General features: G+C 61.3%; 28 protein-coding genes. 18 read left to right on the forward strand and 10 right to left on the reverse strand.

The window, feature by feature from the left end:
- Window positions 1–7: 7 nt before the first annotated feature.
- Entirely contained in the window at window positions 8–1,264 is a 1,257-nt protein-coding gene (locus tag ACOQFT_RS12770) for a DEAD/DEAH box helicase (protein WP_421598287.1), read from the reverse strand.
- Between the two features lie 1,145 nt (window positions 1,265–2,409).
- Here ACOQFT_RS12770 and ACOQFT_RS12775 point away from each other — a divergent pair.
- Window positions 2,410–3,636: a DNA-packaging protein gene (locus ACOQFT_RS12775; protein WP_421598539.1), complete on the forward strand. Its 1,227-nt coding sequence runs from the start codon at window positions 2,410–2,412 to the stop codon at window positions 3,634–3,636.
- A gap of 12 nt (window positions 3,637–3,648) precedes the next feature.
- Here the strand turns inward: ACOQFT_RS12775 and ACOQFT_RS12780 are convergent, their stop codons facing one another.
- Entirely contained in the window at window positions 3,649–4,347 is a 699-nt protein-coding gene (locus ACOQFT_RS12780) for a hypothetical protein (RefSeq protein WP_421598288.1), read from the reverse strand.
- A gap of 215 nt (window positions 4,348–4,562) precedes the next feature.
- On the opposite strand from ACOQFT_RS12780, the gene ACOQFT_RS12785 reads away from it, so the two are divergent.
- The 16 genes from ACOQFT_RS12785 (at window position 4,563) to ACOQFT_RS12860 (ending at window position 17,116) form a co-directional block, all read left to right on the forward strand.
- Window positions 4,563–5,735 carry a phage portal protein gene (locus ACOQFT_RS12785; protein WP_421598289.1) on the forward strand — a complete coding sequence of 391 codons (1,173 nt, stop codon included), beginning with the start codon at window positions 4,563–4,565 and terminating at the stop codon, window positions 5,733–5,735.
- Window positions 5,728–5,946 carry a GTA head formation protein, RCAP_rcc01685 family gene (locus tag ACOQFT_RS12790; protein WP_170399828.1) on the forward strand — a complete coding sequence of 73 codons (219 nt, stop codon included), beginning with the start codon at window positions 5,728–5,730 and terminating at the stop codon, window positions 5,944–5,946. The genes ACOQFT_RS12785 and ACOQFT_RS12790 overlap by 8 nt, the downstream gene beginning before the upstream one ends.
- Before the next feature lie 26 nt (window positions 5,947–5,972).
- Complete coding sequence (locus ACOQFT_RS12795) at window positions 5,973–6,518, forward strand: HK97 family phage prohead protease (protein ID WP_421598290.1); 546 nt, start codon at window positions 5,973–5,975, stop codon at window positions 6,516–6,518.
- A 35-nt stretch (window positions 6,519–6,553) separates the two neighbouring features.
- A complete protein-coding gene (locus tag ACOQFT_RS12800) occupies window positions 6,554–7,732 on the forward strand; it encodes a phage major capsid protein (protein ID WP_421598291.1) in 1,179 nt (392 codons plus the stop codon).
- A gap of 178 nt (window positions 7,733–7,910) precedes the next feature.
- Complete coding sequence (locus ACOQFT_RS12805; protein ID WP_421598292.1) at window positions 7,911–8,510, forward strand: head-tail connector protein; 600 nt, start codon at window positions 7,911–7,913, stop codon at window positions 8,508–8,510.
- The gene (locus tag ACOQFT_RS12810) at window positions 8,507–8,845 is read left to right on the forward strand and encodes a phage head closure protein (protein WP_421598293.1); all 339 of its coding nucleotides are present in this window, start codon (window positions 8,507–8,509) and stop codon (window positions 8,843–8,845) included. Before ACOQFT_RS12805 ends, ACOQFT_RS12810 begins: the two co-directional genes overlap by 4 nt.
- Window positions 8,842–9,255 (forward strand): DUF3168 domain-containing protein, encoded by a 414-nt coding sequence (locus ACOQFT_RS12815; protein WP_421598294.1) that lies wholly within the window; start codon window positions 8,842–8,844, stop codon window positions 9,253–9,255. The genes ACOQFT_RS12810 and ACOQFT_RS12815 overlap by 4 nt, the downstream gene beginning before the upstream one ends.
- 20 nt (window positions 9,256–9,275) lie before the next feature.
- Window positions 9,276–9,689, forward strand: coding sequence for a phage major tail protein, TP901-1 family (locus ACOQFT_RS12820; RefSeq protein WP_421598295.1), 414 nt, complete (start codon window positions 9,276–9,278; stop codon window positions 9,687–9,689).
- Window positions 9,690–9,693: 4 nt separating this feature from the next.
- Window positions 9,694–10,011: a gene transfer agent family protein gene (locus tag ACOQFT_RS12825; protein ID WP_421598296.1), complete on the forward strand. Its 318-nt coding sequence runs from the start codon at window positions 9,694–9,696 to the stop codon at window positions 10,009–10,011.
- Window positions 10,008–10,217, forward strand: coding sequence for a rcc01693 family protein (locus ACOQFT_RS12830; RefSeq protein ID WP_421598297.1), 210 nt, complete (start codon window positions 10,008–10,010; stop codon window positions 10,215–10,217). Before ACOQFT_RS12825 ends, ACOQFT_RS12830 begins: the two co-directional genes overlap by 4 nt.
- Window positions 10,204–10,866 carry a phage tail tape measure protein gene (locus ACOQFT_RS12835; RefSeq protein WP_421598298.1) on the forward strand — a complete coding sequence of 221 codons (663 nt, stop codon included), beginning with the start codon at window positions 10,204–10,206 and terminating at the stop codon, window positions 10,864–10,866. The genes ACOQFT_RS12830 and ACOQFT_RS12835 overlap by 14 nt, the downstream gene beginning before the upstream one ends.
- Before the next feature lie 16 nt (window positions 10,867–10,882).
- Entirely contained in the window at window positions 10,883–11,515 is a 633-nt protein-coding gene (locus ACOQFT_RS12840) for a phage distal tail protein, Rcc01695 family (protein WP_421598299.1), read from the forward strand.
- Window positions 11,515–12,402 carry a DUF2163 domain-containing protein gene (locus tag ACOQFT_RS12845; protein ID WP_421598300.1) on the forward strand — a complete coding sequence of 296 codons (888 nt, stop codon included), beginning with the start codon at window positions 11,515–11,517 and terminating at the stop codon, window positions 12,400–12,402. The genes ACOQFT_RS12840 and ACOQFT_RS12845 overlap by 1 nt, the downstream gene beginning before the upstream one ends.
- The gene (locus ACOQFT_RS12850) at window positions 12,399–12,845 is read left to right on the forward strand and encodes an NlpC/P60 family protein (RefSeq protein WP_421598301.1); all 447 of its coding nucleotides are present in this window, start codon (window positions 12,399–12,401) and stop codon (window positions 12,843–12,845) included. Before ACOQFT_RS12845 ends, ACOQFT_RS12850 begins: the two co-directional genes overlap by 4 nt.
- A complete protein-coding gene (locus ACOQFT_RS12855) occupies window positions 12,846–16,811 on the forward strand; it encodes a baseplate multidomain protein megatron (protein WP_421598302.1) in 3,966 nt (1,321 codons plus the stop codon). It abuts the gene before it with no gap.
- A gap of 8 nt (window positions 16,812–16,819) precedes the next feature.
- Window positions 16,820–17,116, forward strand: coding sequence for a hypothetical protein (locus ACOQFT_RS12860; protein WP_421598303.1), 297 nt, complete (start codon window positions 16,820–16,822; stop codon window positions 17,114–17,116).
- On the opposite strand, the gene ACOQFT_RS12865 is transcribed toward ACOQFT_RS12860, so the two are convergent.
- On the reverse strand, window positions 17,097–17,435 hold the full coding sequence (locus ACOQFT_RS12865; protein WP_421598304.1) for a TraR/DksA family transcriptional regulator: 339 nt from the start codon (window positions 17,433–17,435) through the stop codon (window positions 17,097–17,099). The two genes, ACOQFT_RS12860 and ACOQFT_RS12865, sit on opposite strands and share 20 nt — an antisense overlap.
- An 84-nt stretch (window positions 17,436–17,519) precedes the next feature.
- Between ACOQFT_RS12865 and cysE the strand changes: the two genes are divergently transcribed.
- A complete protein-coding gene (gene cysE / locus ACOQFT_RS12870) occupies window positions 17,520–18,329 on the forward strand; it encodes a serine O-acetyltransferase (RefSeq protein ID WP_421598305.1) in 810 nt (269 codons plus the stop codon).
- A 96-nt stretch (window positions 18,330–18,425) separates the two neighbouring features.
- On the opposite strand, the gene ACOQFT_RS12875 is transcribed toward cysE, so the two are convergent.
- From ACOQFT_RS12875 to ACOQFT_RS12905, 7 genes are all read right to left on the reverse strand, one after another.
- Complete coding sequence (locus ACOQFT_RS12875) at window positions 18,426–18,575, reverse strand: hypothetical protein (RefSeq protein WP_421598306.1); 150 nt, start codon at window positions 18,573–18,575, stop codon at window positions 18,426–18,428.
- 148 nt (window positions 18,576–18,723) lie between these two features.
- Window positions 18,724–20,025, reverse strand: a complete 1,302-nt coding sequence (locus tag ACOQFT_RS12880) for a pyruvate dehydrogenase complex dihydrolipoamide acetyltransferase (protein ID WP_421598307.1) — start codon at window positions 20,023–20,025, stop codon at window positions 18,724–18,726.
- A 14-nt stretch (window positions 20,026–20,039) separates the two neighbouring features.
- Entirely contained in the window at window positions 20,040–21,410 is a 1,371-nt protein-coding gene (locus tag ACOQFT_RS12885; protein ID WP_421598308.1) for a pyruvate dehydrogenase complex E1 component subunit beta, read from the reverse strand.
- A gap of 15 nt (window positions 21,411–21,425) precedes the next feature.
- Window positions 21,426–22,415: a pyruvate dehydrogenase (acetyl-transferring) E1 component subunit alpha gene (pdhA, locus tag ACOQFT_RS12890; RefSeq protein WP_170443387.1), complete on the reverse strand. Its 990-nt coding sequence runs from the start codon at window positions 22,413–22,415 to the stop codon at window positions 21,426–21,428.
- A 175-nt stretch (window positions 22,416–22,590) separates the two neighbouring features.
- Complete coding sequence (locus ACOQFT_RS12895) at window positions 22,591–22,890, reverse strand: septum formation initiator family protein (protein ID WP_170443389.1); 300 nt, start codon at window positions 22,888–22,890, stop codon at window positions 22,591–22,593.
- A gap of 129 nt (window positions 22,891–23,019) precedes the next feature.
- Window positions 23,020–23,364: a lysozyme inhibitor LprI family protein gene (locus ACOQFT_RS12900; RefSeq protein ID WP_421598309.1), complete on the reverse strand. Its 345-nt coding sequence runs from the start codon at window positions 23,362–23,364 to the stop codon at window positions 23,020–23,022.
- 65 nt (window positions 23,365–23,429) lie between these two features.
- Complete coding sequence (locus tag ACOQFT_RS12905) at window positions 23,430–24,620, reverse strand: phosphoglycerate kinase (protein WP_421598311.1); 1,191 nt, start codon at window positions 24,618–24,620, stop codon at window positions 23,430–23,432.
- Between the last annotated feature and the right edge of the window lie 41 nt (window positions 24,621–24,661).

Genomic DNA, 24,661 nt, shown 5'->3' on the forward strand with positions numbered 1-24,661 from the left:
TTCTGTTTTACGCGGCGGGGCGTCGGCGTGGACGGCGACGTTTGGACGGCGCGGGTTTCGACGCCTCATTTGCCCCGTGCGGTCTACGTCCCCGGAACCCGCCACGTTTGCGCGGTTTCTTGGGCTCGGCGAACTCGGGCATGGTTCCGCTGGCGACCGGGATTTCGATCTTCATCAGCTTCTGGATCTGGCGCAGTTGATCCAGTTCATCCGGTGCGCAGAAGGCGATACCTTCACCCTCGCGTCCGGCGCGGGCCGTGCGACCGATGCGGTGCACATAGTTGTCGGGCACCTCGGGCAGGTCATAATTGATCACATAGGCAACGCCGGGAATATCAATCCCACGCGCGGCCACATCGGTGGCGACCAAAACGTTGATTTCACCGGCCCGGAACGCCTTAATTGCGCGGTCACGCTGCCCTTGGCTTTTGTTCCCGTGGATCGAGGCGGCGTTGAATCCGTCCGCCACCAGACCTTTCATCAGTTTCTCGGCCCCGTGCTTGGTGCGGGCGAAGACCAGCGTCAGGGCGTCCATGTCCGCTGAAAGAACTTCGCGCAGCTTCCGTGGTTTCTCGGCCCTGTCAAGGAAATGGACAGATTGCGTGATCTTGTCTGCGGCCTTGCCCGGAGGTGACACCTGCACCCGTTGCGGATTGGTCAGATAAGACTGGCTGAGTTCCTCCATCAATTTCGGCATCGTCGCCGAAAACAGCATGGTCTGGCGTGGCGTGCCCAGGGCGGGCTCGATTTTACGCAGTGCGTGGATAAAGCCCATGTCCAGCATCTGGTCGGCCTCATCCAGCACCAGATGGCGGACTGTGCTGAGGTCAACGGCGCCACGTTCCATCAGGTCGATCAGGCGGCCCGGGGTGGCGACCAGAATGTCGGTGCCGCGCGACAGGAACGAGATCTGCTTGCCGATGGATTGCCCGCCAACCACAGTGGCGACACGCAGTTTCGTTTTCTTGGTCAGATTGCGCAGGCTTTCGGCGATTTGGTTCACCAATTCGCGGGTCGGCGCCAGGATCAGGGCTTTTACCGTTTTCGGCGCGGGTTTGCCAGACTGATTCAACAGATGGTCAATCAGCGGCAGGCCGAAGGCCAGCGTTTTGCCGGTGCCGGTCTGGGCCAGTCCAAGGATGTCGTGACCCTTCAGGGCCAGCGGGATCGCCTGGTTCTGGATCGGTGTGGGTTGGGTAAAGTTGGCGCGTTGCAGCGCGTCATTCAGGGCTGGGGCAAGGCCCAGCATGTCAAAGTCGAACAAGTATCATTCCTTTTAAATCCGGGACGGCTTTCCGCACCGGACACAAGCGAAAGGCCACGCGAACAGCGTGACCGGCAGGGTTTCTGCGAAGCCTCGGGACATACGGGCGAGTCCCATAAATCCGGCCGTCGCATCAAGAACCCTGCGTGAAGGGGAACTAGGAGATGTGTAGTAGCGCTGTGGGGGACCGTTACGGCCCAGATGCTCACGCGTCAGCGCTTGGTCTGCGGCACATGCAGCCTGCGCACGAATTTGTCAAGCTTTGATATGGTCACTGATGGGGCGGGGGCAGGATAGACCACATCCCCGGTATTACCTCGCCCCAGAGAGAACACGACCTCTGTGGATTTGTTATGACTGCAGCAAGCACGTCTTTCGCCTGGTATTTAGCCAGACTGAAAAAGCGCGGGCATCCTCATCTGCCTGAGGGATTCATCGCTTCATTGGCGCCCGTCCCATCACGTGAAGGGGATGCAGTGTGTAGGGAATATCCTCCCGTCGTCGCACCCAGAGTGGCGGTCTGAAAGGCTGGCAATCCAACTGTCCTGCGCGTGGTCGTTCAGGTTTTCTTAATTCGGTGCGTGCGCTGGGTGTTGCGCCCCTGTTGCGCAAATCATTGACTTTGCGCGCTTATTCTCGTATAAGCTGTGTCATGCTAGAAGAAGTGGGCAACGGCCCCGGGGAAACCCGGTGGCCGTTTTTCGTTTCTCTCGTGCGGAAAAACTCACGCATGAGGTCACAGGCAAACATGACTTTGATTACCCCGGAAGAGCGGATGTCCCAGACGGCGGAACTTTTGCAGTCGCTTGAGACATCCATTCGCGGTTTGCGCCAAGCAGCGGAAGAACTGCGCAGGCAAATCGGAACCGGGGAGGATGCAGACCTGGCTGGTACAGCCAAACAACTCGGGCAGTTAGAGGGGCTGATCCGAAGTTGTCAGAAAGTGGAGACAAGCTTTGTCGAACAACATCACAGACAAGCCGGAATTGCCCAAGGGGGGTATGCGCTCGACCTTGAGCGCGCTCGATTTGAAATCGGGTGCAGGTTGGCTCGCCTCCGCCGATGCTGCGGTTCGGGACAGATTTCTGAGTGAGATCGGGGAGGGGGGGCTGTGTGCCCTCCCTTTCCTGTTTGAGTTCTGGGCCTTGCCGCATCAATTGCCGCCCGAGGGCGACTGGCGGTCCTGGGTGATCATGGGCGGGCGCGGGGCCGGCAAGACACGCGCCGGGGCCGAGTGGGTGCGGTCGATGGTCGAGGGGTCAAAGCCGCTGGACCGTGGTGAAGCCAGCCGCGTGGCGTTGGTCGGTGAGACCTTCGATCAGGTGCGCGATGTGATGATCTTTGGCGATAGCGGGATCTTGCACTGTTCGCCACCGGACCGGCGGCCTCAGTGGAAGGCGTCCGAACGCAAGCTGATCTGGCCCAACGGGGCTGAGGCACAGGCGTTCTCGGCGCATGATCCCGAAGGATTGCGGGGGCCGCAATTCGATGCGGCCTGGGTGGATGAGCTGGCCAAGTGGAAAAAGGCGGGCGAGACCTGGGATATGCTGCAATTCGCGTTGCGTCTGGGCGAGCGGCCTCGGGTCTGTGTGACGACCACGCCGCGCAATGTGAAGGTTTTGAAAGCGCTGCTGGCGTCTCCGTCCACCGTACAGACCCATGCGCCGACCGAGGCGAACCGGGCCAATCTGGCGGAGTCGTTTCTGGACGAGGTACGTGCGCGTTATGCGGGCACGCGGCTGGGAAGGCAGGAACTGGACGGGTTGTTGCTGTCGGATGCCGAGGGCGCGCTGTGGACAGGCTCGATGCTGGACGCGGCGCGGGTCGAAAAGGTGCCCGAGTTGGACCGTATCGTGGTGGCGCTGGACCCGGCAGTGACGGCGGGGGCGGATGCGGATGCCTGCGGGATCGTGGTTGTCGGTGCGCAGCTACAAGGACCACCCGAGGACTGGCGCGCCTATGTGCTGGCCGACCGGACGGTGCAGGGCGTTGGTCCGGCGGGCTGGGCGCAGGCAGCGATTGACGCTATGGAGGAATTCGGAGCCGAGCGGCTGGTGGCCGAGGTCAATCAGGGCGGGCAACTGGTAGAGGAAGTCGTGCGGCAGGTGGACCCTCTGGTCCCGTTTCGCGCGGTGCGGGCGTCGCGCGGGAAGGTGGCGCGGGCCGAGCCGGTTGCGGCGTTGTACGAGCAGGGGCGGGTGTCTCATACGGTCGGTCTGGACGCGCTTGAGGAGCAGATGTGCCAGATGACGGCGCGCGGGTTCGAGGGGCAGGGCTCACCCGACCGGGTCGATGCGCTGGTCTGGGCACTGCATGAGCTGGTTGTGGGGCCTGCGGGGGTGTTTAGAAGGCCGAGGGTGCGGAGTCTTTGAGGAAACTAGGCGTTAGTCCGGCAATTTTGCTGAGATGTCATCAACTTGTGCGAGTGAGGATGAAACGATCCGGTCGAATTCGAGCACCGCATCCGGGTTAACCTCTTCTTCCGTATAGTTTGCTGAGACTAGTCGGCGTTGAAACTGCTGTATCAGCTGCGCCCGCTGAACCAAGTCTCGCTTATTGCAAAACCGATCCAATGATAGTTCAGAGGATGGGAAGTTAAGGCAAGCGGAAGCTGCGTCGCGAAGCGCTTCTGCTGCTGCAGCGACGTAGTAGAAGCTACGCCCAATTCGCCGCGAGGAAGCCTCGGCTTCACTGTATTTTAGTAAGAGCTCTACCCAAGCATAATATCCAACGCGAAGTGGGTACGTTTCATCGTAGTCGAAGATAAGGTCGAGATTACTGCTGAGTACCTTGAAGCCAGAACAGCTAGTTTCAATTAGGTCTCGTTGAATGTCATTGGTGTTTTCGGAAGGAACCAAGATTACTTCCGGGGCTTCCTCCAGCCCAGCCCAATATGGAAACGCGACCATTTTTCCATCTTCGCGGAACACCTCTTCTCCGATATTGTATGGTGTTTCAGCGCAAATGCGGAATTCGTTCGGCACGTGAAACGCCAAGCTGTCGGCAGCCGCGATACTGCTCCAGAAAAATGCGGAGGCTAGGCTTATCGCGGACAAAGCCGCTTTGAAAAAGTGATGTTTCATTAAGCGTAATGTTCCAACTTCCTTAGTCTTTGTGCTGGTTACGAAAGAAAAACTCAATGTCGTAATTCATTGATTACGGAATTGTCCGATGGGGTCGTTTCTTAACTACCTGTTGCCCAACCCCCGTACGCCCCATTCCCGAGGCTTAAACTTCTTTCCCTCATAACTCCTTTCAACAAGCCGGACACAGCGGCGACAGAAAGGAGCATCTGGACATGGTATTCGATTTCTTGCGTCGTGGAGCGGCCGGGGAAGCACCCGAGGCAAAGGCCAGCGCGGCCGGACCCGTGGTGGCCTGGCAGACAGGCGGGCGCGTGGCCTGGAGCCCTCGGGACACTGTAACTCTGACGCGGACGGGGTTTTCCGGCAACCCGGTGGGGTTTCGCTCGGTCAAGCTGATTGCCGAGGCGGCAGCGGCCTTGCCTCTGGTCTTGCAGGACCGTGAACAGCGATATGACGTGCACCCTATTCTGACCCTGATGCGCCGCCCGAACGCAGCGCAAGGCCGGGCCGAGTTGATGGAGGCAGTGTTCGGTCAGCTGCTGCTGTCGGGCAATGCCTATATTGAGGCGGTTCAGGCCGAAGACGGATTGCCGGTGGAACTGCACGTTCTTCGCTCGGACCGGATGAGCGTCGTGCCGGGGGCCGATGGATGGCCCAAGGCGTATGATTACACGGTCGGGGGTAAGACCCATCGGTTTGCCGCCGATGCCATCTGCCACATCAAGTCCTTCCATCCGCAGGACGACCATTACGGGTTCTCGCCGATGCAAGCGGCGGCGATGGCGATCGATGTGCATAACAGTGCATCTCGCTGGTCGAAATCGCTGCTGGACAATGCGGCGCGGCCCTCCGGCGCGCTGGTCTGGAAGGGTGGCGACGGTCATGGCGTGATGGCCGAGGACCAGTTCCGCCGCCTCAGCGACGAGATCGAACAGAATTACCGCGGCGCGCGCAATGCCGGTCGGCCGATGGTTCTGGAAGGGGGGCTGGACTGGAAGCCGATGGGTTTCTCGCCATCCGACATGGAATTTCAGAAGACCAAGGAAGCCGCCGCCCGCGAGATCGCGCTGGCCTTTGGGGTCCCGCCGATGCTGCTGGGGATCCAGGGCGACGCGACCTATTCGAACTATCAGGAGGCCAACCGGGCGTTTTATCGCCTGACCGTTTTGCCCTTGGTGACGCGGGTGGCGGCGGCGGTGTCGGAATGGCTCTCGGGCTATACGGGTGAGGATCTGGTGTTGAAGCCTGATCTGGATCAGGTGCCCGCACTGGCAGCCGAGCGGGACGCACAATGGACGCGGGTCAGCCGGGCCGAGTTCCTGACCGATGCGGAAAAGCGGTCTCTGCTGGGTCTTCCGGCGTTGGCGGAGGATGCGGATGGCTGAAGGGTATCCGCCATTCGACTGCGCGCCGGGCCTTCGTCTGGCGGCGCATGAACGGGTGGCCGAAATTCAGCACGCGCATCTGTGCCGCAGGCTGGATCAGATCGAAGAGATGATGGAACGGCTGGAAAAGCGGCTGTGGCTGACGGTCTATGGCGTCGCGGCAGTGATCCTGGCGCAGGTGTTTCAATCGTTCCTTGCGGCCACGCCGTGAAATCAAAAGCTTACGAGGAGGTGTTCATGGATTTGGAACACAAGTTTGCACGGTTCGGAGACGGGCTTTCGGTATCCGAGGATGCGGTGATCGAAGGTTATGCCAGCCTGTTCGGTCAGGTCGATCAGGGCAGTGACGTGGTACAGAAAGGGGCCTATCGCAGCTCGCTGTCCGGGTTGGAAAAGGCGGGCCAGCGAGTCAAGATGCTGTGGCAGCACGACCCGGCGCAACCCATCGGCGTCTGGGATGAGGTGCGTGAGGACGACAAGGGCCTTTGGGTCAAGGGGCGCCTGCTGGAAAGCACGCAAAAGGGCCGCGAGGCGGCGGAGCTGATCCGTGCGGGCGCGATGGATGGCCTGTCGATCGGCTATCGCACCAGGCGGGCTGTGAAGAATGACAAGGGCCAGCGGGTCCTCACCGAACTGGAGCTGTGGGAGGTGTCGCTGGTGACCTTCCCGATGCTGCCCAGTGCGCGGGTGGCGGCAAAGGGATTTTATCCCGACGCCGACGAGACCCTGCGCAGTATTGCCGAGGTGTTCAACGGCGCCCGGCAGGAGCTGGCGCGACCCTAGCGCGCCTCAATCCCACCCAAGAAATGGAAGTGCTGATGAGCAAGACCGAAACCCCGGCCTTGACCGGAGAGGGTGCGTCCCTGGTTCAGGAGGTGAAGCAGGCGATGACTGGCTTCGTGAACGAATTCAAGGGCCTGAAGGCTGAAGTTAAAACCAAACTGCAACAGACAGAAGAGCGACTGACCATGCTGGATCGTAAATCAACCATCGCGGCGCGTCCGCACCTTGCGGCCTCGATCGAAGATGGCGCACCACATCAGAAAGCATTTGATGCCTATGTCCGATCGGGCGAAGATGACGGCCTGCGCGGGCTTGAGATGGAGTCGAAATCGCTGTCGAGCGCGGTCAACAGCGATGGCGGTTACCTGGTCGATCCGCAAACCGCCGAGATCATCAAATCGGTGCTGAAATCCACCGCTTCGATCCGCTCGATTGCGTCGGTGGTGAATGTCGAGGCGAATTCGTTCGACGTGCTGATCGACCACACTGACGTGGGCGCGGGCTGGGCCGATGAAACTTCGGCCGCGACCGAAACCGCGACCCCTTCGATCGACCGCATCTCGATTGCGCTGCACGAGTTGAGCGCCCTGCCCAAAGCCTCGCAACGTTTGCTGGATGACAGCGCGTTTGACGTCGAAGGCTGGCTGGCCGGTCGTATCGCCGACAAGTTCGCCCGCGCCGAGGCGGCTGCGTTCATCTCGGGCGACGGCGCCGACAAGCCGAAGGGTATTCTGGACCACACCAAGGTCGACAATGATGTCTGGGCCTGGGGCAATATCGGCTACGTGCCCACCGGCATCGACGGTGGTGTCGAAGCGGATGCGATTGTCGACGTGGTCTATGCGCTGGGCGCCCAGTACCGCGTGAACGGTACTTTCGTGATGAACTCGAAAACCGCTGGTCTGATCCGCAAGCTTAAGGACAGCGATGGTCGCTTCCTTTGGTCCGATGGCTTGGCCGCGGGTGAGCCTGCGCGCCTGATGGGTTACCCGGTGCTGATTGCCGAGGACATGCCGGATGCGGCGTCCGACAGCTTCTCGATTGCTTTCGGTGACTTCCAGGCCGGTTACACCATCGCCGAACGTCCCGACCTGCGCGTCCTGCGCGATCCGTTCAGCGCCAAGCCGCATGTCCTGTTCTACGCGACCAAGCGCGTTGGCGGCGACGTGAGCGACTTTGCCGCAATCAAGCTGGTGAAATTCGGCACCGCCTAAGCGGTGGCGGATCCGGGGGGCCGGGCAACCGGCCCTTCGGGCGGCGGGTACGGGCCGGGGTGAGATCCCCTGCGTTGTCTAGCTGCTCCCCTCCGTCCGAGCAACGTGGGGCGGCGCGTGCCCGCCAATTTCCTGAAGTGACGACCCCCGGAGGGGGCCGAGATTGCGGAGTGAATGGATGATGTTGATCGAAGAAACCGCCATCGCGGATGCGGCGCTGCCGGTGGATCAGTTCAAGGCGCACTTGCGGCTGGGCACGGGCTTTGCCGAGGACAATGTGCAGGACGAGGTGCTGAAAAGCTTTCTGCGGGCCGCCATTGCCGCGATTGAAGCGCGCACCGGCAAAGTTCTGATTGAACGCGGTTTTTCGTGGCGCCTGAACGGTTGGCGGGATCAGGCGGCCGAGGTTCTTCCGGTGGCTCCGGTGGCGTCGATTGATGCGGTGACTGTGACGGATGCAGTGGGTGACGAAACTGCGTTGGACGCGGACGCGTATCGGTTGGAGCAGGACAGCCAGCGCCCCCGGTTGCGCTCGGCGGGGTCAAGCCTGCCAACGATCGCGACAGGCGGCGCGGTGAAGATTGCATTCACCGCCGGCATGTCCACCGATTGGGGCGGTTTGCCCGCTGATCTGGGGCAAGCGGTGCTGCTGCTGGCAGCGCACTACTATGAATATCGCGATGAAACGGCGCTGGGCGCTGGATGTATGCCCTTTGGCGTAACCAGTCTGATCCAACGCTACCGCACTGTGCGTTTCGGCGCAGGAGTAGCGCAATGAAGACGCCGCGACTGAACCGAAAGCTGGTGCTCGAGGCCCCGGTGCGCAGCGCCGATGGTGCGGGCGGATACACCGAAACCTGGCAGGCGCTGGGAATGGTCTGGGCCGAGGTCACCGCGCGCAGCGGATCCGAGCGGCAGGTGGCAGGAGTACCCGTCTCGCGCGTCGGATACCGCATTGTGGTGCGCGGCGCGCCGGAAGGATCGGCCATGCGCCCCTCGCCGGATCAGCGTTTTGCGGAGGGCACACGGCGTTTTGTCATTCGCGCCGTCGCTGAACGCGACCCGCGAGGCCAGTACCTGACCTGTTTCGCAGATGAAGAGGTGGCGGCATGAGCTATGGGGTTTCAGCTGCCTTGCAGGCAGCGGTGTATCAGCAGCTTTCCGGCGATGCGCGGGTCAGCACGCTTTCCGGTGCCGCGATCTATGACGCGGTTCCCACCGGATCGGTGCCCCAGACCAATGTGACGCTGGGCCCGGAAGAGGTGCAGGACGCCTCGGACCGGACGGGCGCAGGTGCCGTGCATCGGTTCACGGTATCGGTGATGTCCGAAGCGGCCGGCTTTGGTGCCGCCAAGGCCCTTGCCGGGGCGGTGTGTGACGCGCTTGAGGGCGCCGCGCTGAACCTGGATCGGGGGCGACTGGTGGGCCTGTGGTTCGAGCGCGCCTCGGCCCGGCGTACGGGAACCGGCGGCGCTGTCCGCCAGATCGACCTGAGATTCCGCGCCCGCGTGGAAGACGACTAAGCAATCAACGGAGAGAGTATATGGCTGCCCAGAACGGAAAAGACCTGTTGGTCAAAGTGGATATGAACGGCTCGGGCCTGTTCGAGACCATCGCGGGGCTGCGGGCCACGCGGGTCAGTTTCAACGCGGAAAGCGTGGATGTCACAAGCCTTGAAAGCCAGGGCGGATGGCGCGAGCTGCTGTCGGGGGCAGGGGTGAAATCTGCTGCGATCTCGGGTTCTGGCGTGTTCAAGGACGCAGGCACCGATGAACGGGCGCGGCAGCTGTTCTTTGATGGCGAGACGCCGAATTTTCAGGTGATCATTCCCGATTTCGGCATCGTCGAAGGCGCGTTTCAGGTGACCGGTATCGAGTATGCGGGCTCGCATAACGGTGAGGCCACCTATGAGATGAGCCTGGCAAGTGCCGGCGCTCTGTCCTTTACGGCGCTGTAATCCGATGGCCAATCCGTGGACGGGCGAGGTGGCGTTGACCATCGATGGGAAGCGGCGGGTGCTCAAGCTGACGCTGGGCGCTTTGGCGGAATTGGAACAGGAACTGGGCACCGGGTCTTTGGTGGAACTGGTGCAGCGGTTCGAAGGTGGCGCCTTTTCCAGCGGTGACGTGCTGGCGCTGATCGTGGCGGGGCTGCGAGGCGGTGGGGTCGATGTGGCCCGCGCCGATCTGCTGCGCGCCGAGATTGAGGGCGGCCCGATGGCGGGCGCGCGCGCGGCGGCCGAGCTGCTGGCGCGGGCCTTCATGGTGCCGGAGCAGTGAGCGGGTTCGACTGGCCCACCCTGATGCGGGCCGGGATGACCGGCCTGCGCCTGACGCCGGATCAGTTCTGGCGTCTGACCCCGGCCGAACTGCGGCTGATGCTGGGGCAGGGCGCAGGGACGCCGTCGATGAACCGGGCGGGTCTGGACGCCTTGTTGGCGGCATACCCGGACAAGAAACAAGGAGAGCGTGATGACGGATCGTGACGGGATTGACGACCTGCAGGAACGGGGCGAGGCGCTTGGCGACTCGCTGGGGGATGCGGCGTCTATGGCGGCGGCTTTCGACAATCAGATGAAACGGATCAGCGCCGCCTTTGAGGAGACCGGCAAAGACGTTGCCACCTTGGAACGTGGCATGTCCGGCGGATTGCGCAAGGCCTTTGACGGTGTGGTGCTGGACGGGATGAACCTGTCGGATGCGTTGGACGTGCTGAAGAACTCGATGATCCGAACAGCCTACTCGGCGGCGATCAAGCCAGTGACGGATCATTTCGGCGGCATGCTGGCCAACACGGTTGGCGGTCTGGTGCAGGGCATTCTGCCCTTTGCCGACGGCGGCAGCTTTTCTCAGGGGCGCGTGATGCCCTTTGCCAATGGCGGCGTGATCAGCGGCCCGACCACGTTCCCAATGCGTGGTGGCTCCGGACTGATGGGCGAGGCTGGTCCTGAAGCGATCATGCCCCTGTCACGCGGACCGGATGGCAAGTTGGGGGTGCGCACCTCGGGCGGTGGGCGCGCGGTGAACGTGGTGATGAACATCACAACCCCGGACGTCCAGGGGTTCCGGCGCAGCCAGGGCCAGATCGCCGCCCAGATGAGCCGCGCCCTGGGGCGCGGCAATCGCAACAGATAACACGACGGAGCAGGTGATGAATTTCCACGAAGTCAGATTTCCTGCCAGCCTGAGCTTTGGCTCGGTCGGCGGCCCCGAACGGCGCACCGATATCGTGACGCTGGCCAACGGGTTCGAAGAGCGCAACACACCTTGGGCGCATTCCCGGCGGCGCTATGATGCCGGGCTGGGGATGCGGTCGCTGGACGATATCGAAACGCTGGTGTCGTTTTTCGAGGCCCGCCAGGGTCAGATGTTCGGCTTTCGCTGGAAAGACTGGTCGGATTACAAATCGGGGGCGGCAACGGCTGATGTGGCGCAGGACAACCAGGTGATTGCCCGCGGCGATGGCACGGCAACCGAGTTCCAGTTGGTCAAGACCTACAGTTCCGGTGGCTTCAGCTATGTCCGCCCGATCGTCAAACCTGTGCTCGGCACGGTCAAGATCGGCCTCGAGCAGGACCAGATGCGCGAGGGTGTCGATTTCGAGGTAGATCTCGCCACGGGCAGGATCGTGTTTTACGCCCCGCCGCCTGAACAGGTGGAAATCACCGCCGGGTTCGAGTTTGACGTTCCGGTCCGGTTCGACACCGACAGAATCCAGACCAGCGTGGCCAGCTTTCAGGCAGGCGACGTTCCCAATGTCCCGGTAGTCGAGGTGCGTGTCTGATGAGCGGCGATAAACAAGGGCTGCAGACCCATCTGCAAAGCGGGCTGACCACGACCTGCCGGTGCTGGTTGATCCGGCGTCCCGACGGGCAGGAATATGGCTTTACCGACCATGACATGGAACTGAGCTTTGATGGCATGACCTTCAAGGCCAGCACCGGCCTGACGGCCTCGGCAATCGAGCAGGCGACCGGGTTGTCCATCGACAATTCCGAGGCCATGGGCGCGCTGTCCGACGCCGCCGTCACGGAAGAGGATATTGAGTCCGGCCGGTTCGACGGTGCCGAAGTGCGCGCGTGGTTGGTCAATTGGGCCGCGCTCGAACAACGCGTGCTGCAATTCAGGGGCTCGATCGGAGAGATGCGCCGTGCAGGTGGCGCGTTTCACGCCGAGTTGCGGGGCCTTACGGATTTGCTGAACCAGCCTATGGGCAGGATTTATCAGAAACCCTGCACCGCGGTTCTTGGCGACAGTGCCTGCAAATTCAACCTTAACATTTCTGGTTTTCAGGCCGAGGCCGAAGTTGTGAGTTTGATCGCTGGCAATGCCTTGCAACTGAAAGGCGCCAGCGGATGGGACACGGGTTGGTTCAAGCGCGGCAGATTGGATGTCGTGTCGGGACAGGCGGCCGGGCTTTGGGATTCGATCAAACAGGATGAGCAGATCTCCGGCGGGCGCAGTGTGTCACTTTGGTCTGGGATCACCGGGGGGCTGGCCGTCGGCGATCGGGTCAGGCTGACGGCCGGATGCGACAAGAGTATGTCCGTCTGCCGTCTGAATTTCAATAATGTTTTGAATTTTCAGGGCTTTCCTGACCTTCCTGGTGAAGACTGGATGATGGCGGTGCCAAAGCAAGGCAATCCGAACACCGGAGGAAGCAGACGATGAACGCGGGTAGGCAAGATATTGTGGACGAGGCGCGCAGCTGGCTGGGAACACCTTATGTGCATCAGGCGTCGGTCAAAGGGGCAGGCACGGATTGTCTGGGCTTGCTGCGGGGCGTGTGGCGCGCGCAGCTTGGGCATGAACCAGAAGCGGTTCCCACCTACAGCATGGACTGGTCCGAACCTCAGGGAGAGGAGCGCATGTGGGCCGCCGCCCGGCGGCATCTCATCGAAAAGAAACCCAAGGATGTGGCTTCCGGCGATGTGCTGTTGTTCCGGATGCGCGATGGGCGTGTGGCCAAACATGTCGGCATCGTCAGCGCGACAGGGACCGTGCCGCGATTCATTCACGCCTACTCTGGGTATGGCGTTGTCGAAAACACGCTGAGCGACCCCTGGCGCCGCCGGGTGGTTGCTTGTTTTGAATTCCCGCTGGAGGTTAAGTGAATGGAAACAATAGTTCTCTCCGCAGCAGGGGCCGCGATCGGCGGCGCGATTGGCGGCACTGTTGCGGGGCTGTCAACGGCTGTTATCGGCCGCGCAGTGGGCGCAACACTGGGCCGGGTCATCGATCAACGGCTGATGAGCCAATCGGTAATGGGGGGTGGCAGCGAAGTTGTCGAAACCGGACGTCTGGACCGGTTCCGCCTGACGGAAACCGGAGAAGGCGCCCCCGTCGCCACGATTTTCGGACGTATGCGGGTGGGCGGTCAGGTCATCTGGGCGTCGGATTTTCTGGAAACCAGAAGCACAAGCACGACCACGCAATCCGGAGGCGGTGGCGGCAAAGGTTCTCCAAAAACGCCCGAGGTCACAACGACCACGCACAGCTACAGCTATTCGATTTCCTTGGCCATTGCAGTTGGCGCCGGCTGGATTTCGGATGTCGTGCGCATTTGGGCGGACGGTGAAGAACTGGAACGCGCAAGTCTGAACATGCGCATCTATCACGGGGGCAATCACCAATTGCCGGACCCTCTGATCGAGGCCATTGAGGGCGCAGGCAACGTTCCGGCTTATCGCGGCACCGCTTATGTGGTGATTGAGGACCTGCAACTGGCATCCTTCGGCAACCGGGTGCCGCAGTTTTCGTTCGAGGTTGTGCGGCAGGAACAACCGGGTTTGCCCGATACTCCGGACGCGCTGTCCAGAACGATCCGGGGCGTTGCGCTGATGCCAGGTACCGGCGAGTATGCCCTGGCCAGCGAACAGATCAACTATACCAAGGGCAGAGGACAGAGCTGGGCCGCGAATGTAAATTCCGCCTCGGGGGTGTCGGATTTGGTAACCGCCACCCGATCTCTGCAAACAGAGCTTGGGTCCTGCGGCGCGGCCTCGTTGATCGTGTCCTGGTTCGGAGATGATCTGCGGTGTGGAACCTGCCAGCTGCAACCGAAAGTTCTGCACAAGGACATCGAAGGCGAGAACATGCCGTGGCACGTGGCAGGGGTGTATCGCAACTCTGCCCAGCAGGTCCGGCACAAGGATGGTCTGCCTGTCTATGGTGCGACACCCGCCGATCAGTCGGTGGTGCAGGCGATCCGGCATCTGAAGGGCTCTGGCAAACGTGTCATGTTCTATCCGTTCATTCTGATGGACCAGCTTGAGGGCAACGGATTGCCCGACCCGTGGTCCGATGCCGGCAACCAGCCGCATCTGCCGTGGCGCGGCCGGATCACGTTGAGCGAGGCTCCGGGGCGTGCCGGGTCACCGGATCAAACAGCCGCCGCAGACGCGCAGGTCGCCGCGTTCTTCGGATCCGCGCAGGCCAGCGATTTTGTCGTCGGTGACGGAGTGGTGTCCTATACCGGCCCACAGGAATGGGGTCTGCGCCGGTTTATCCTGCACTACGCGGCTCTGTGCAAAGCTGCCGGAGGAGTGGATTCATTCTGTATCTCATCCGAGATGCGCGGTTTGACGCAAATCCGTGGCGCGTCCGGTTTTCCCGCTGTGGCGCAGTTGCGGTCGCTTGCGGCAGAGGTGCGCGCGATTTTGGGACCGGAAACCAAGATCGGCTATGCGGCAGATTGGAGCGAGTATTTCGGTTATCAGCCCAATGACGGATCGGGGGACCGCTATTTCCATCTCGATCCGCTGTGGGCCGATGACAACATCGATTTTGTCGGTGTCGACAACTACATGCCGCTGTCCGACTGGCGAGACGGGGTGGACCATCTGGATGCGCAGGCCGGGGCCGAAGCGATCTATGACCTCGACTACCTTCGCGGCAATATCGAAGGCGGCGAGGGTTATGACTGGTACTATGCCTCACCCGAAGAGGCCGAGGCCCAGATCCGTGCACCGATTACGGATGAGGATCACAATGAGCCGTGGATCTGGCGCTACAAGGATTTGCGCAACTGGTGGTCAAACCGGCACCACCAGCGCATCGGCGGTGTTCGGCAGGCCAACCCGACGGATTGGGTGCCCGGATCAAAACCGATCTGGTTCACTGAGCTGGGTTGTGCCGCAATCGACAAGGGGACCAACCAGCCGAACAAGTTTCTTGATCCCAAATCCTCGGAATCCAGCCTGCCGAAATACTCCAATGGTCTGCGCGACGATTTCATGCAGGTGCAATACCTGAAGGCGATGTTGGGCTATTGGTCCGATCCGGCAATCAACCCGGTTTCGGATGAATATGGCGGTCCGATGGTGGACATGGCAAACGCCTATGTCTGGGCCTGGGACGCACGCCCCTTTCCAACCTTTCCAAACCTGCGCAGCCAATGGAGCGATGGTGTGAACTACCCACGCGGTCATTGGCTGAACGGGCGATCGGGAACGCGCACTCTGGCCTCGGTTGTCACGGAAATCTGCCACGGCGCCGGGGTGACGCATATCGATGTATCGCGGCTGTATGGCGTGGTGCGGGGGTATGCGATTGAAGACGTGTCCAGCGCGCGTGCGGCGCTGCAGCCGTTGATGCTGCGTTATGGCTTTGATGCGATTGAAAGGGATGGCGTGTTGCTGTTTCGGATGCGCGACGGTCGCAGACCGGTTGAGCTGGACAGTGATTTGCTGGCCGACAGCGCGGATATCGAAGGACGTGTCGAATATCGCCGGGAGGCCGAGGCCGAATTGACGGGCCGCGTACGGTTGCGGTTTGTGCAATCGGACGCCGATCATGACGTCGTGTCAGAAGAGGCTGTCCTGCCGGATACCCGCACACATTCCGTGTCGGTGAACGAGATGCCTTTGTCGATGACGCGTGCGGAAGGTCGCCAAACGGCCGAACGCTGGCTAAGCGAAGCGCGGGTCTCGCGCGAGACAGCCCGGTTTGCGTTGCCGCCTTCGATGCTGCACCTGGGTGCGGGTGACGTCGTCACTCTGACCAAAGATAGGCAGGGTGCGCGGTATCGCATCGACCGTCTGGAACAGGCCGATCTGCAATTGGCTGACGCGGTGCGGATCGAACCCGGCCTCTATGCGCCGTCCGATCTGCCCGATGACGAGGTGACCGCAAAGCCCTTTTTCGCACCTGTTCCCGTCTTGCCCGTATTCATGGATTTGCCGCTGATCACCGGATCGGAAGCGCCGCACGCCCCATATCTTGCCGCTTCGGCAAACCCCTGGCCCGGCAGTGTTGCCGTCTACTCGGCGGCCAGCGACGAAGACTATGCACTGCAAGAGGTCATCTCGGGGCAGGCGGTTATCGGGTTCACGGAAACGCCGCTCAGGCAGGCGGGTGCGGGTATCTGGGACGAAGGTGCGCCACTGCGGGTCAATCTGGTCGACGGGATGCTGGAATCGCGCCCGCGTGAGGCCCTTTTGAACGGCGCCAATCTGGCGGCAATCGGCGATGGGACACCCGGCAACTGGGAGGTTTTCCAGTTCGCAAATGCCACTCTGCAGGAGGCAGGTATCTATACCTTGTCCGGGCGTTTGCGTGGCCAACTGGGGACAGATGCGACGATGCCCGATATCTGGCCCGAAGGGTCGATGTTCGTTTTGCTGGATCAGCGGGTTTATCAAACAAGCCTCCTGCGGTCCGAGCGGCGGGTGACCAAACACTATCGCATCGGCCCGGCGACGCGGGGATATGACGACCCGTCCTTCACCCACCTTGTCGAAACCTTCGATGGCAACGGACTGCGCCCCTATGCGCCGGTGCATCTCAGGGCGGTTTCCTCGGCCACAGGCGACCAGCTGTCCTGGATACGCCGCACTCGGTTGGACGGGGACGATTGGGCCGGTCTGGACGTGCCGCTGGCGGAAGAGAGCGAATCCTACCTTGTTCAAATTCGTGTCAACGGCGCGCCTGTGCGGGAACAGGTCGTGAGCGCGCCGAACTGGTTCTATACGGCCGCGGCACAAACGGCGGATGGGCTCAGCGGGGCCTATGAGGTCCGGGTGGCACAGGTCTCGGCCAGCTACGGGCCGGGCCTGCCGACCTGCCTGACAGTCGGGTAAACCGCGACATGCGCCCTGTTTTACACGGAGATGTCAGCGCCGCGGCGCGGGCCCTTCTGGCCGCGCCGCAGGTGGACCGCGATCGTCTCTGCACCCGCATGATCCACGAAGCGGAACTGGCCGACAAACATGTCGGCCATACCGGGCGGCTTCATCCACTATTCGGAAATGGCTCGTTGATGGCAGCGGCCCGCAACAGACGGCTGGCGGATGAACCGGGTTTTGACGACCCGCAGTATTGTCAGTGTTTTGAAATGGTTCTGCGTCATCTGATCCGGTTCCAGATCAACCGGATGCACAGCTGACGCATTTGGTGGCGGCGAGGTCGAGGTCCAGCCGACCTTTGGGGATCTCGTCGCCGCAATCCTCGCAATACCCGAATTCCCCTTCCTGAATGCGGGCCAGCGCCGCCTGCAAGCGTCGCGTCTCGACATCCCGATTGGCCTGCTGCGCCTTGGCCATGGCCTGATTCTGCAATGCATCCATCCTGCTGAGGCGCCCGACGGCCTGCTGGTCCAGCTCGACAATGGCCTGCGCGTCTTTTTCCGAGGCCGAATGATCCGCAATCTCGATCAATCGGGCCTGAATCCTTGCGGCAAAGCCTGCCAATTCGGTTTCATTCATTTTCGTTACCCTGCAAATCACGGGTTTGCGTTTGGTGTTTTTACAACTAAATGGCATTCTAGGCGCAGCAAAGGATCAAAAACCATGTTGGAAAAGCGCAGTCTCGTAAGACCGGTTGATCCGGTCTGGACCCGTATCACCACCGAAGCTCAGGCGGCCGTCGAGAGCGAGCCACTTATGGGCGGTCTGGTGCACGCCTGTATCCTGCACCACCGCAGCCTTGAACGGGCTTTGTCGTACCGGGTGTCGGCCAAGCTGTGCTCGAACGAGATGTCGATGATGGTTCTGCGTGAGATCGTGGACGAGGCTTATGCCGATGACCTGTCGCTGATCGAGGCCGCGCGTGCGGACCTGATGGCCGTGTATGAACGCGACCCTGCGTGCCACCGCCTGTTGCAGCCGATCCTGTACTTCAAAGGCTATCAGGCGATGCAGGCCTATCGTGTGGCGCATTGGCTTTGGAATAAGGGCCGTCATGATCTGGCGTATTTCTTCCAAATGCGCTCGTCCGAGATTTTCGGGATCGACATTCATCCAGCCGCGAAGATCGGCAAGGGGATCATGATTGATCATGCTCATTCCATCGTGATCGGTGAAACGGCGGTTGTCGGAGACAATGTGTCGATGCTGCATTCAGTGACCCTTGGCGGAACCGGCAAGGAAGAGGAGCAGCGCCACCCCACGATCGGTGATGGCGTTCTGATCGGTGCCGGCGCGAAGGTTCTTGGCAATATCGAGGTGGGCCATTGCAGCCGCATCGCCGCAGGTTCAGTGGTGTTGCAAGAGGTACCTGCCTGCACCACCGTCGCGGGCATCCCCGCCAAGATCGTGGGAGAGGCGGGCTGCGATCAGCCTTCGGTTTCGATGGATCACATGCTGGGCAAGGACCAGTAGAGATCAGTTCGAGCGGTTGTTGCGCCGCTCCTGCCGCGCGCGCTTGCGTTCCTCGCGCCTTTGTTTCCGCAGTTCAATGCGTCTTTTGCGGTCTGCTTACTGCTTTGCGATGACGGCGGGGTCATAGGACTTGAATTTGGAATTTTCGCCGGGAGAGCTGTTGGGTTTTGCGATGGCGGCGGCAGGTGCCGTGGTGGCCGTCAGGGCAACCAGAAGCAGGGTCTTGGTCAAATCAGAAATGCGCATGGTCCACCTTTAGGCTGCAAAGCCGTCTGCATCAAAGGTGGGAGAGTGCGGTTGTTTGGGCAACCAGCCCGGCGATCACGCATGCTCACATCGTGGCTGAGATCGTGAGAGCACCCGCCGAGGCCTGACCCCGGCGGGTGATGTTTGATCAGGCCAGCATGACCATTGGGTTTTCCAGATTGTCGACGATGGCTTGCAGCAGCTCTGCGCCTAGCGCACCGTCAATCACCCGGTGATCGACCGACATTGTAACCGACATGACGGTTGCTACGGCCAGCTCGCCGTCAGCGCCCACCACCGGTTTCTTGACGCCGGAACCCACGGCCAGAATACCGGCATGGGGCGGGTTCACGATGGCGTCGAAATTGTCGATGCCGAACATGCCGAGATTCGAGATCGCAAATGTGCCGCCCTGATACTCATGCGGTGCCAACTTACGCTCGCGCGCACGGGAGGCGAGGTCTTTCATCTCGGTCGATAGGGCGGACAGCGATTTGGTATCGGCATCTTGCAGGACCGGGGTGAACAGGCCGCCTTCGATGGCGACGGCGACCGCCACATCCGAAGGTTTCAGTTGCAGAACGCGATCACCAGCCCAGACCGCATTGCAGGCGGGAACCTGCTGCAGCGCGTTAGCGACAGCCTTGATAATGAAATCATTAACGCTGAGCTTCACGCCACGGCCTTCCAACTGCTTGTTCAGTTGGCCGCGGAATTTCAGCAGAGCGTCCAGCTTGATATCGCGGCGCAAGTAGAAATGCGGGATGGTTTGCTTGGCTTCGGACAGGCGGGCGGCAATGGTTTTGCGCATCCCGTCGAGCTTGATCTCCTCGTAGTCGCGACCCTCGTACATTTTGGCCACGGCATCCGCCGACGGGCCTGCCGGTGCTGCGGCTGCCGGGGCGGTTGCGGCAGGTGCAGCGGCAGGTGCCGGAGCGGTTGCCGTTGCGCCTTCGACATCAGCCTTGACGATCCGGCCATGCGGGCCGGTGCCTGCGATCTGTGTCAGATCCAGACCTTTTTGCGCAGCAATGCGTCGGGCCAACGGGGAGGCGAAGATACGACCGCCATTGGCCTTGGCCGGTGCTGCCGGTGCAGGGGCGGGCGCCTCGGACGCCGCTGGTGCGGCAGCCTCGTTGCCCGCGGCGGCTGCGGGGGCAGCCGCAGGAGCTGCGGCAGATGCGCTGCCAATGTCATCGGTGCTTTCGCCATCTTCCAGCAGGACCGCAATCGCGGTGTTGACCTTGACCCCTTCGGTGCCTTCCGGGATCAGAATTTTGCCAACGACTCCTTCGTCAACGGCTTCGAACTCCATCGTCGCCTTGTCGGTTTCGATCTCGGCCAGCAGGTCGCCGGACGAGACGGTGTCGCCTTCCTTGACCAGCCATTTGGCAAGCGTGCCTTCCTCCATCGTTGGGGAAAGGGCGGGCATCAGAATTTCGGTGGGCATCTGTCTGTCGCTCCTTACCGGTAGGTCACTTGTTTGACGGCGGCGATCACCTCATCGGTGGTGATCAGGGCCAGCTTTTCGAGGTTTGCGGCGTAGGGCATCGGGACGTCCTTGCCGGTCAGCGTAATGACGGGTGCGTCGAGGTAATCGAACGCCTCCTGCATCACCACCGAGCTGATGTAGCTGCCGACCGAGCCTTGCGGCCAGCCTTCTTCGACGGTCACCAGACGGTTGGTCTTCATCACCGAGTTGATGATCGCGCCGGTGTCCATCGGGCGGATGGTGCGCAGGTCGATGACCTCGGCGCTGATGCCGTCTTCGGCCAGCTTGTCAGCGGCTTCCAGCGCGTATTGCATCCCGATGCCAAAGCTGACGATGGTCACGTCCGAGCCTTCGCGCCAGATACGGGCCTTGCCGAGTGGAACAGTGAGATCATCCACCTGTGGGACGTCAAAAGACCTTCCGTAGAGGATTTCGTTCTCTAGGAAAACCACCGGGTTGGGATCGCGGATTGCCGATTTCAGCAGGCCCTTGGCGTCGGCCGCCGAATAGGGCATCACAACCTTCAGGCCTGGAACCTGCATGTACCATGCGGCGTAGTCCTGAGAGTGCTGCGCAGCCACGCGGGCCGCCGCACCATTTGGACCGCGGAACACGATCGGGCAGCCCATCTGGCCACCAGACATATAAAGCGTCTTGGCGGCAGAGTTGATGATCTGGTCAATCGCCTGCATGGCGAAGTTGAAGGTCATGAACTCGACAATCGGTTTCAGGCCACCGAAGGCCGAGCCGACCGCGATACCGGCGAAGCCGTGCTCGGTGATCGGGGTGTCGATCACGCGTTTCGCACCGAATTCGTCGAGCAGACCTTGGGAGATTTTATACGCGCCCTGATATTCAGCGACTTCTTCGCCCATCAGGTAAACGTCTTCGTCGCCGCGCATTTCCTCGGCCATCGCATCGCGCAGGGCTTCGCGGACCGTCTGCTGCGCCATCTCGGCGTCGGCGGGCCAGTCAGGCGACAGGTCCACGACCGGAGCGGCTGGCGCGGCGGCAGGAGCGGGGGCCTCAACCGCCGCAGGGGCGGCTTCGGTCTCCGCTGCGGCTGCGGGGGCAGCCGCGGGCAGGGCGGAGGCGTCTTCGCCTTCTTCGACCAGAACGGCGATAGGAGTGTTGACCTTGACGCCTTCGGTGCCCTCGGCGATCAGAATCTTGCCGAGGATACCTTCATCGACGGCTTCGAACTCCATCGTCGCTTTGTCGGTTTCAATCTCGGCCATGATGTCGCCGGAAGATACGGTGTCGCCTTCCTTGACCAGCCATTTGGCCAGCGTGCCCTCTTCCATCGTCGGCGAAAGGGCGGGCATGAGAATTTCGGTTGCCATGTCTTAATCGTCCTCTCAGGCGTAGATATCTGTCCAGAGCTCGTCCAGCGACGGCTCGGGGCTTTCTTTTGAGAATTCGGCGGCCTGGTTTACGATCTCTTTGATCTCTTTGTCGATCGCCTTCAGGTCATCCTCGGAGGCATGTTTGCCGGTCAGCAGCAGCTCGCGCACGTGTTCGATCGGGTCGCTTTGTTCGCGGACCTTCTGAACCTCTTCGCGGGTGCGGTACTTGGCCGGGTCGGACATCGAGTGGCCGCGATAGCGGTAGGTCTTGACCTCAAGGATATAGGGGCCTTTGCCCGCGCGGCAGTGCGCGACGGCTTTCTCACCGGCGGCTTTGACCGCCAGCACGTCCATGCCGTTGACGATCTCACCGGGGATGCCGAACGCCTCACCACGGTGGTAGATATCCTTGGTCGAGGTCGAGCGCGCCTGGGCCGTGCCCATGGCGTATTGGTTGTTCTCGATCACGAAGATCACCGGAAGGTCCCAGATCGCCGCCATGTTGAAGGTCTCATAGACCTGGCCCTGGTTCGCTGCGCCATCACCGAAATAGGTGAAGGTCACGCCGCCGTTTTCCTTGTATTTGTCGGCAAATGCCAGACCTGCGCCCAGCGGGACCTGCGCGCCGACGATGCCGTGGCCGCCGTAGAAGTGTTTCTCTTTCGAGAACATGTGCATCGAGCCGCCCTTGCCCTTGGACAATCCGCCCTCGCGCCCGGTCAGTTCTGCCATCACGCCGCCCGGGTCCATGCCACAGGCCAGCATGTGGCCGTGATCGCGGTATGAGGTGATACGCTTGTCACCTTCCTTGGCTGCGGCCTCGAGGCCCACAACAACGGCCTCCTGCCCGATGTAGAGGTGGCAGAACCCACCGATCAGACCCATGCCATAAAGTTGACCCGCTTTTTCTTCGAATCGGCGGATCAATAGCATTTCGCGGTAGTAGGTTTTGAGCTCTTCCGCAGAAACGTTTGGTTTCTTTGTGGTTTTTCGCGCAGCCATTGTGGCGATCTCCCCCTTTCGGACAGATAGTTTAGCGTTAAACTATCTCATAAAGCATTTCCTGCTTTCTGGCGAGGGGAAATGTGACGCAGCGTCCGTTCCTGCGGAAACAGGCCGTTTTTGCTGAATAAGATACTGGCGTGCAGAGAGTTTTCGTCGAAAACCTTGGTCCGGATCAGCGAATGACGATCTCATCCGAACGGATCATGCCCAGAACCGAGCGTGCCTGTTGATCCAGCAGATCGAGGTCCAGATACGTATCCGACAAGCGGCGGGTCAGGTTTTCCATCTCGGTGATCTCAGCCTCGAGCTTGGCGAGGTCGCGTGACAGGGCGTCCCGTTCCGCCGCAATCTCGACCCGTCGGAACAGGCCATAGTCGCCCTGCACGGCGGCAAAGGTGAAATACACACCCAGCATAAACGCCACCATGAAGAAAACGACTGCGCCCAAACCGGGCCGATGGGAACGGGACACTCTGTTTACCGCCGTATGAATTGCCTCAATAACGAGCCCTTTGCGAGCATCTGTCCGCACTATGTCACAGGTGATTCGGGTTGTGAATCCCCTGATTCGCAAATTTCCAAATTTGTTGACTGCACGTTGTCAGCGCCATGCGTTCAGCGCGTGATTGCGGATCAGGGTCTGCTCTTCCATACAGGCCCAGTAGAACATCGGCGCTGCACTGCCGTCGCTTTTCAGTTCAGGCTCACAGGTTGCGTCGCGGGTTTTCAACCAGGCGCGTTGTTCGGTCAGCAGGCTTTGTCCATTGCCACGCGCATCCGCCCGGGGTTTGACCTCTTTCCAGATCCGGTTGAGTTCGCGGTCGGCGATTTCCCATTTTTCCTTGGCGCAGAAATTCGCATCCAGCTGAGTCTGACCGCCGCAGCTGGACTGGGCAATAGCGGGCAGGGGAAACAGGGCAATGATCAGGCAGGCAAAAACTCTCATGGCAAAATCTCCACTGAATGTGAGGATTTTACCATGACTCTGAATACACGGCCAATTTGCGCGGTTCAGCCTTCCAGCGCGGCAACACCGGGCAGGGTTTTGCCTTCCATCCACTCCAGGAATGCGCCACCAGCAGTCGAGATATATGAAAAGTCCTTGGCCGCCCCCGAAGCGTTCAGCGCGGCGACCGTATCCCCGCCACCCGCGACCGACACCAGTTGCCCCGAGCGGGTCAGCGCGGCGGCTTTCAGCGCCGCGGCATTGGTGGCGGCGTCAAAGGGCTCGATCTCGAACGCGCCCAGCGGACCGTTCCAGATCAGGGTCTGGCTTTTGGAGAAGATCTCGGTGATAGCGGCGACGCTTTCGGGACCTGCGTCCAGGATCATGCCGTCCTCGGTGCATTGATCGGTGGGCAATACCTGATGCGGGGCGTTGGCCTCGAACTTGTCGGCAACAACAATGTCGGTGGGCAGTACGATGGTGCAGCCCGCGCCTTCGGCTTTGGTCAGGATCTCGACCGCGGTGTCTTTCATCGCGGTTTCGGCCAGCGATTTGCCCACGTTCAGGCCCTGAGCGACAAGGAACGTGTTCGCCATGCCGCCACCGATCACCAGATAGTCCACCTTGGTGATCAGATTGCCCAGCAACTCCAGCTTGGTCGAAACCTTCGCGCCGCCGACCACGGCGGTCACAGGGCGTTTGGGCGCACCCAGAGCGCCTTCCAGCGCCTCAAGCTCGGCCTGCATCAGGCGGCCAGCGCATGAGGGCAGCAGGCGGGCGATGGCTTCGGTCGAGCTGTGGGCGCGGTGGGCGGCCGAGAACGCATCGTTGCAATAGACGTCGCCCAGCTTGGCCATTCCGGCGGCCAGATCGGCGTCATTCTTGGTTTCAGTCGCGTGGAAGCGGGTGTTTTCCAGCAGCAGCACCTGACCGGGCTGCAGCGCCTCGGCGGCCAGTTCGGCCTCGGTGCCGACGCAATCGGCGGCAAACAGGACCGAGGAACCAAAGGCATCTTCCAGCGTGGGGACGAGTTGCTTCAACGACAGGTTCTCGCGCCGCTCGCCGCCCGGACGTCCGAAATGCGCCAGCAGGATGGGCTTGCCACCGGTGGCCAGAATGTCGCGAACCGTGGGCACGATGCGCTGAATGCGGGTCGCGTCGGTCACGACCCCGTCCACAACCGGCACGTTGATGTCGACGCGCACCAGCACGCGTTTGCCGTTCAGGTCCATGTCGTCGAGAGTTTTCCAGCCCATCGTGCAATCCTCGGAGATGTGAAACAGATTTAGGCGGTTCT

The organism is Ruegeria sp. MALMAid1280 (genome assembly GCF_049195285.1).
Classification (GTDB): Bacteria; Pseudomonadota; Alphaproteobacteria; order Rhodobacterales; family Rhodobacteraceae; genus Ruegeria.

Coding starts and splice junctions, on each gene's coding strand:
- ACOQFT_RS12815 (WP_421598294.1), top strand. CDS start 8,842: ATGAGCTATGGGGTTTCAGCTGCCTTGCAGGCAGCGGTGTATCAGCAG.
- ACOQFT_RS12885 (WP_421598308.1), bottom strand. CDS start 21,410: ATGGCAACCGAAATTCTCATGCCCGCCCTTTCGCCGACGATGGAAGAG.
- ACOQFT_RS12810 (WP_421598293.1), top strand. CDS start 8,507: ATGAAGACGCCGCGACTGAACCGAAAGCTGGTGCTCGAGGCCCCGGTG.
- ACOQFT_RS12840 (WP_421598299.1), top strand. CDS start 10,883: ATGAATTTCCACGAAGTCAGATTTCCTGCCAGCCTGAGCTTTGGCTCG.
- pdhA (WP_170443387.1), bottom strand. CDS start 22,415: ATGGCTGCGCGAAAAACCACAAAGAAACCAAACGTTTCTGCGGAAGAG.
- ACOQFT_RS12805 (WP_421598292.1), top strand. CDS start 7,911: ATGATGTTGATCGAAGAAACCGCCATCGCGGATGCGGCGCTGCCGGTG.
- ACOQFT_RS12880 (WP_421598307.1), bottom strand. CDS start 20,025: ATGCCCACCGAAATTCTGATGCCCGCCCTTTCCCCAACGATGGAGGAA.
- ACOQFT_RS12875 (WP_421598306.1), bottom strand. CDS start 18,575: ATGCGCATTTCTGATTTGACCAAGACCCTGCTTCTGGTTGCCCTGACG.
- ACOQFT_RS12855 (WP_421598302.1), top strand. CDS start 12,846: ATGGAAACAATAGTTCTCTCCGCAGCAGGGGCCGCGATCGGCGGCGCG.
- ACOQFT_RS12785 (WP_421598289.1), top strand. CDS start 4,563: ATGGTATTCGATTTCTTGCGTCGTGGAGCGGCCGGGGAAGCACCCGAG.
- ACOQFT_RS12865 (WP_421598304.1), bottom strand. CDS start 17,435: ATGAATGAAACCGAATTGGCAGGCTTTGCCGCAAGGATTCAGGCCCGA.
- ACOQFT_RS12790 (WP_170399828.1), top strand. CDS start 5,728: ATGGCTGAAGGGTATCCGCCATTCGACTGCGCGCCGGGCCTTCGTCTG.
- ACOQFT_RS12900 (WP_421598309.1), bottom strand. CDS start 23,364: ATGAGAGTTTTTGCCTGCCTGATCATTGCCCTGTTTCCCCTGCCCGCT.
- ACOQFT_RS12905 (WP_421598311.1), bottom strand. CDS start 24,620: ATGGGCTGGAAAACTCTCGACGACATGGACCTGAACGGCAAACGCGTG.
- ACOQFT_RS12850 (WP_421598301.1), top strand. CDS start 12,399: ATGAACGCGGGTAGGCAAGATATTGTGGACGAGGCGCGCAGCTGGCTG.
- cysE (WP_421598305.1), top strand. CDS start 17,520: ATGTTGGAAAAGCGCAGTCTCGTAAGACCGGTTGATCCGGTCTGGACC.
- ACOQFT_RS12845 (WP_421598300.1), top strand. CDS start 11,515: ATGAGCGGCGATAAACAAGGGCTGCAGACCCATCTGCAAAGCGGGCTG.
- ACOQFT_RS12825 (WP_421598296.1), top strand. CDS start 9,694: ATGGCCAATCCGTGGACGGGCGAGGTGGCGTTGACCATCGATGGGAAG.
- ACOQFT_RS12835 (WP_421598298.1), top strand. CDS start 10,204: ATGACGGATCGTGACGGGATTGACGACCTGCAGGAACGGGGCGAGGCG.
- ACOQFT_RS12860 (WP_421598303.1), top strand. CDS start 16,820: ATGCGCCCTGTTTTACACGGAGATGTCAGCGCCGCGGCGCGGGCCCTT.
- ACOQFT_RS12800 (WP_421598291.1), top strand. CDS start 6,554: ATGAGCAAGACCGAAACCCCGGCCTTGACCGGAGAGGGTGCGTCCCTG.
- ACOQFT_RS12795 (WP_421598290.1), top strand. CDS start 5,973: ATGGATTTGGAACACAAGTTTGCACGGTTCGGAGACGGGCTTTCGGTA.
- ACOQFT_RS12780 (WP_421598288.1), bottom strand. CDS start 4,347: ATGAAACATCACTTTTTCAAAGCGGCTTTGTCCGCGATAAGCCTAGCC.
- ACOQFT_RS12820 (WP_421598295.1), top strand. CDS start 9,276: ATGGCTGCCCAGAACGGAAAAGACCTGTTGGTCAAAGTGGATATGAAC.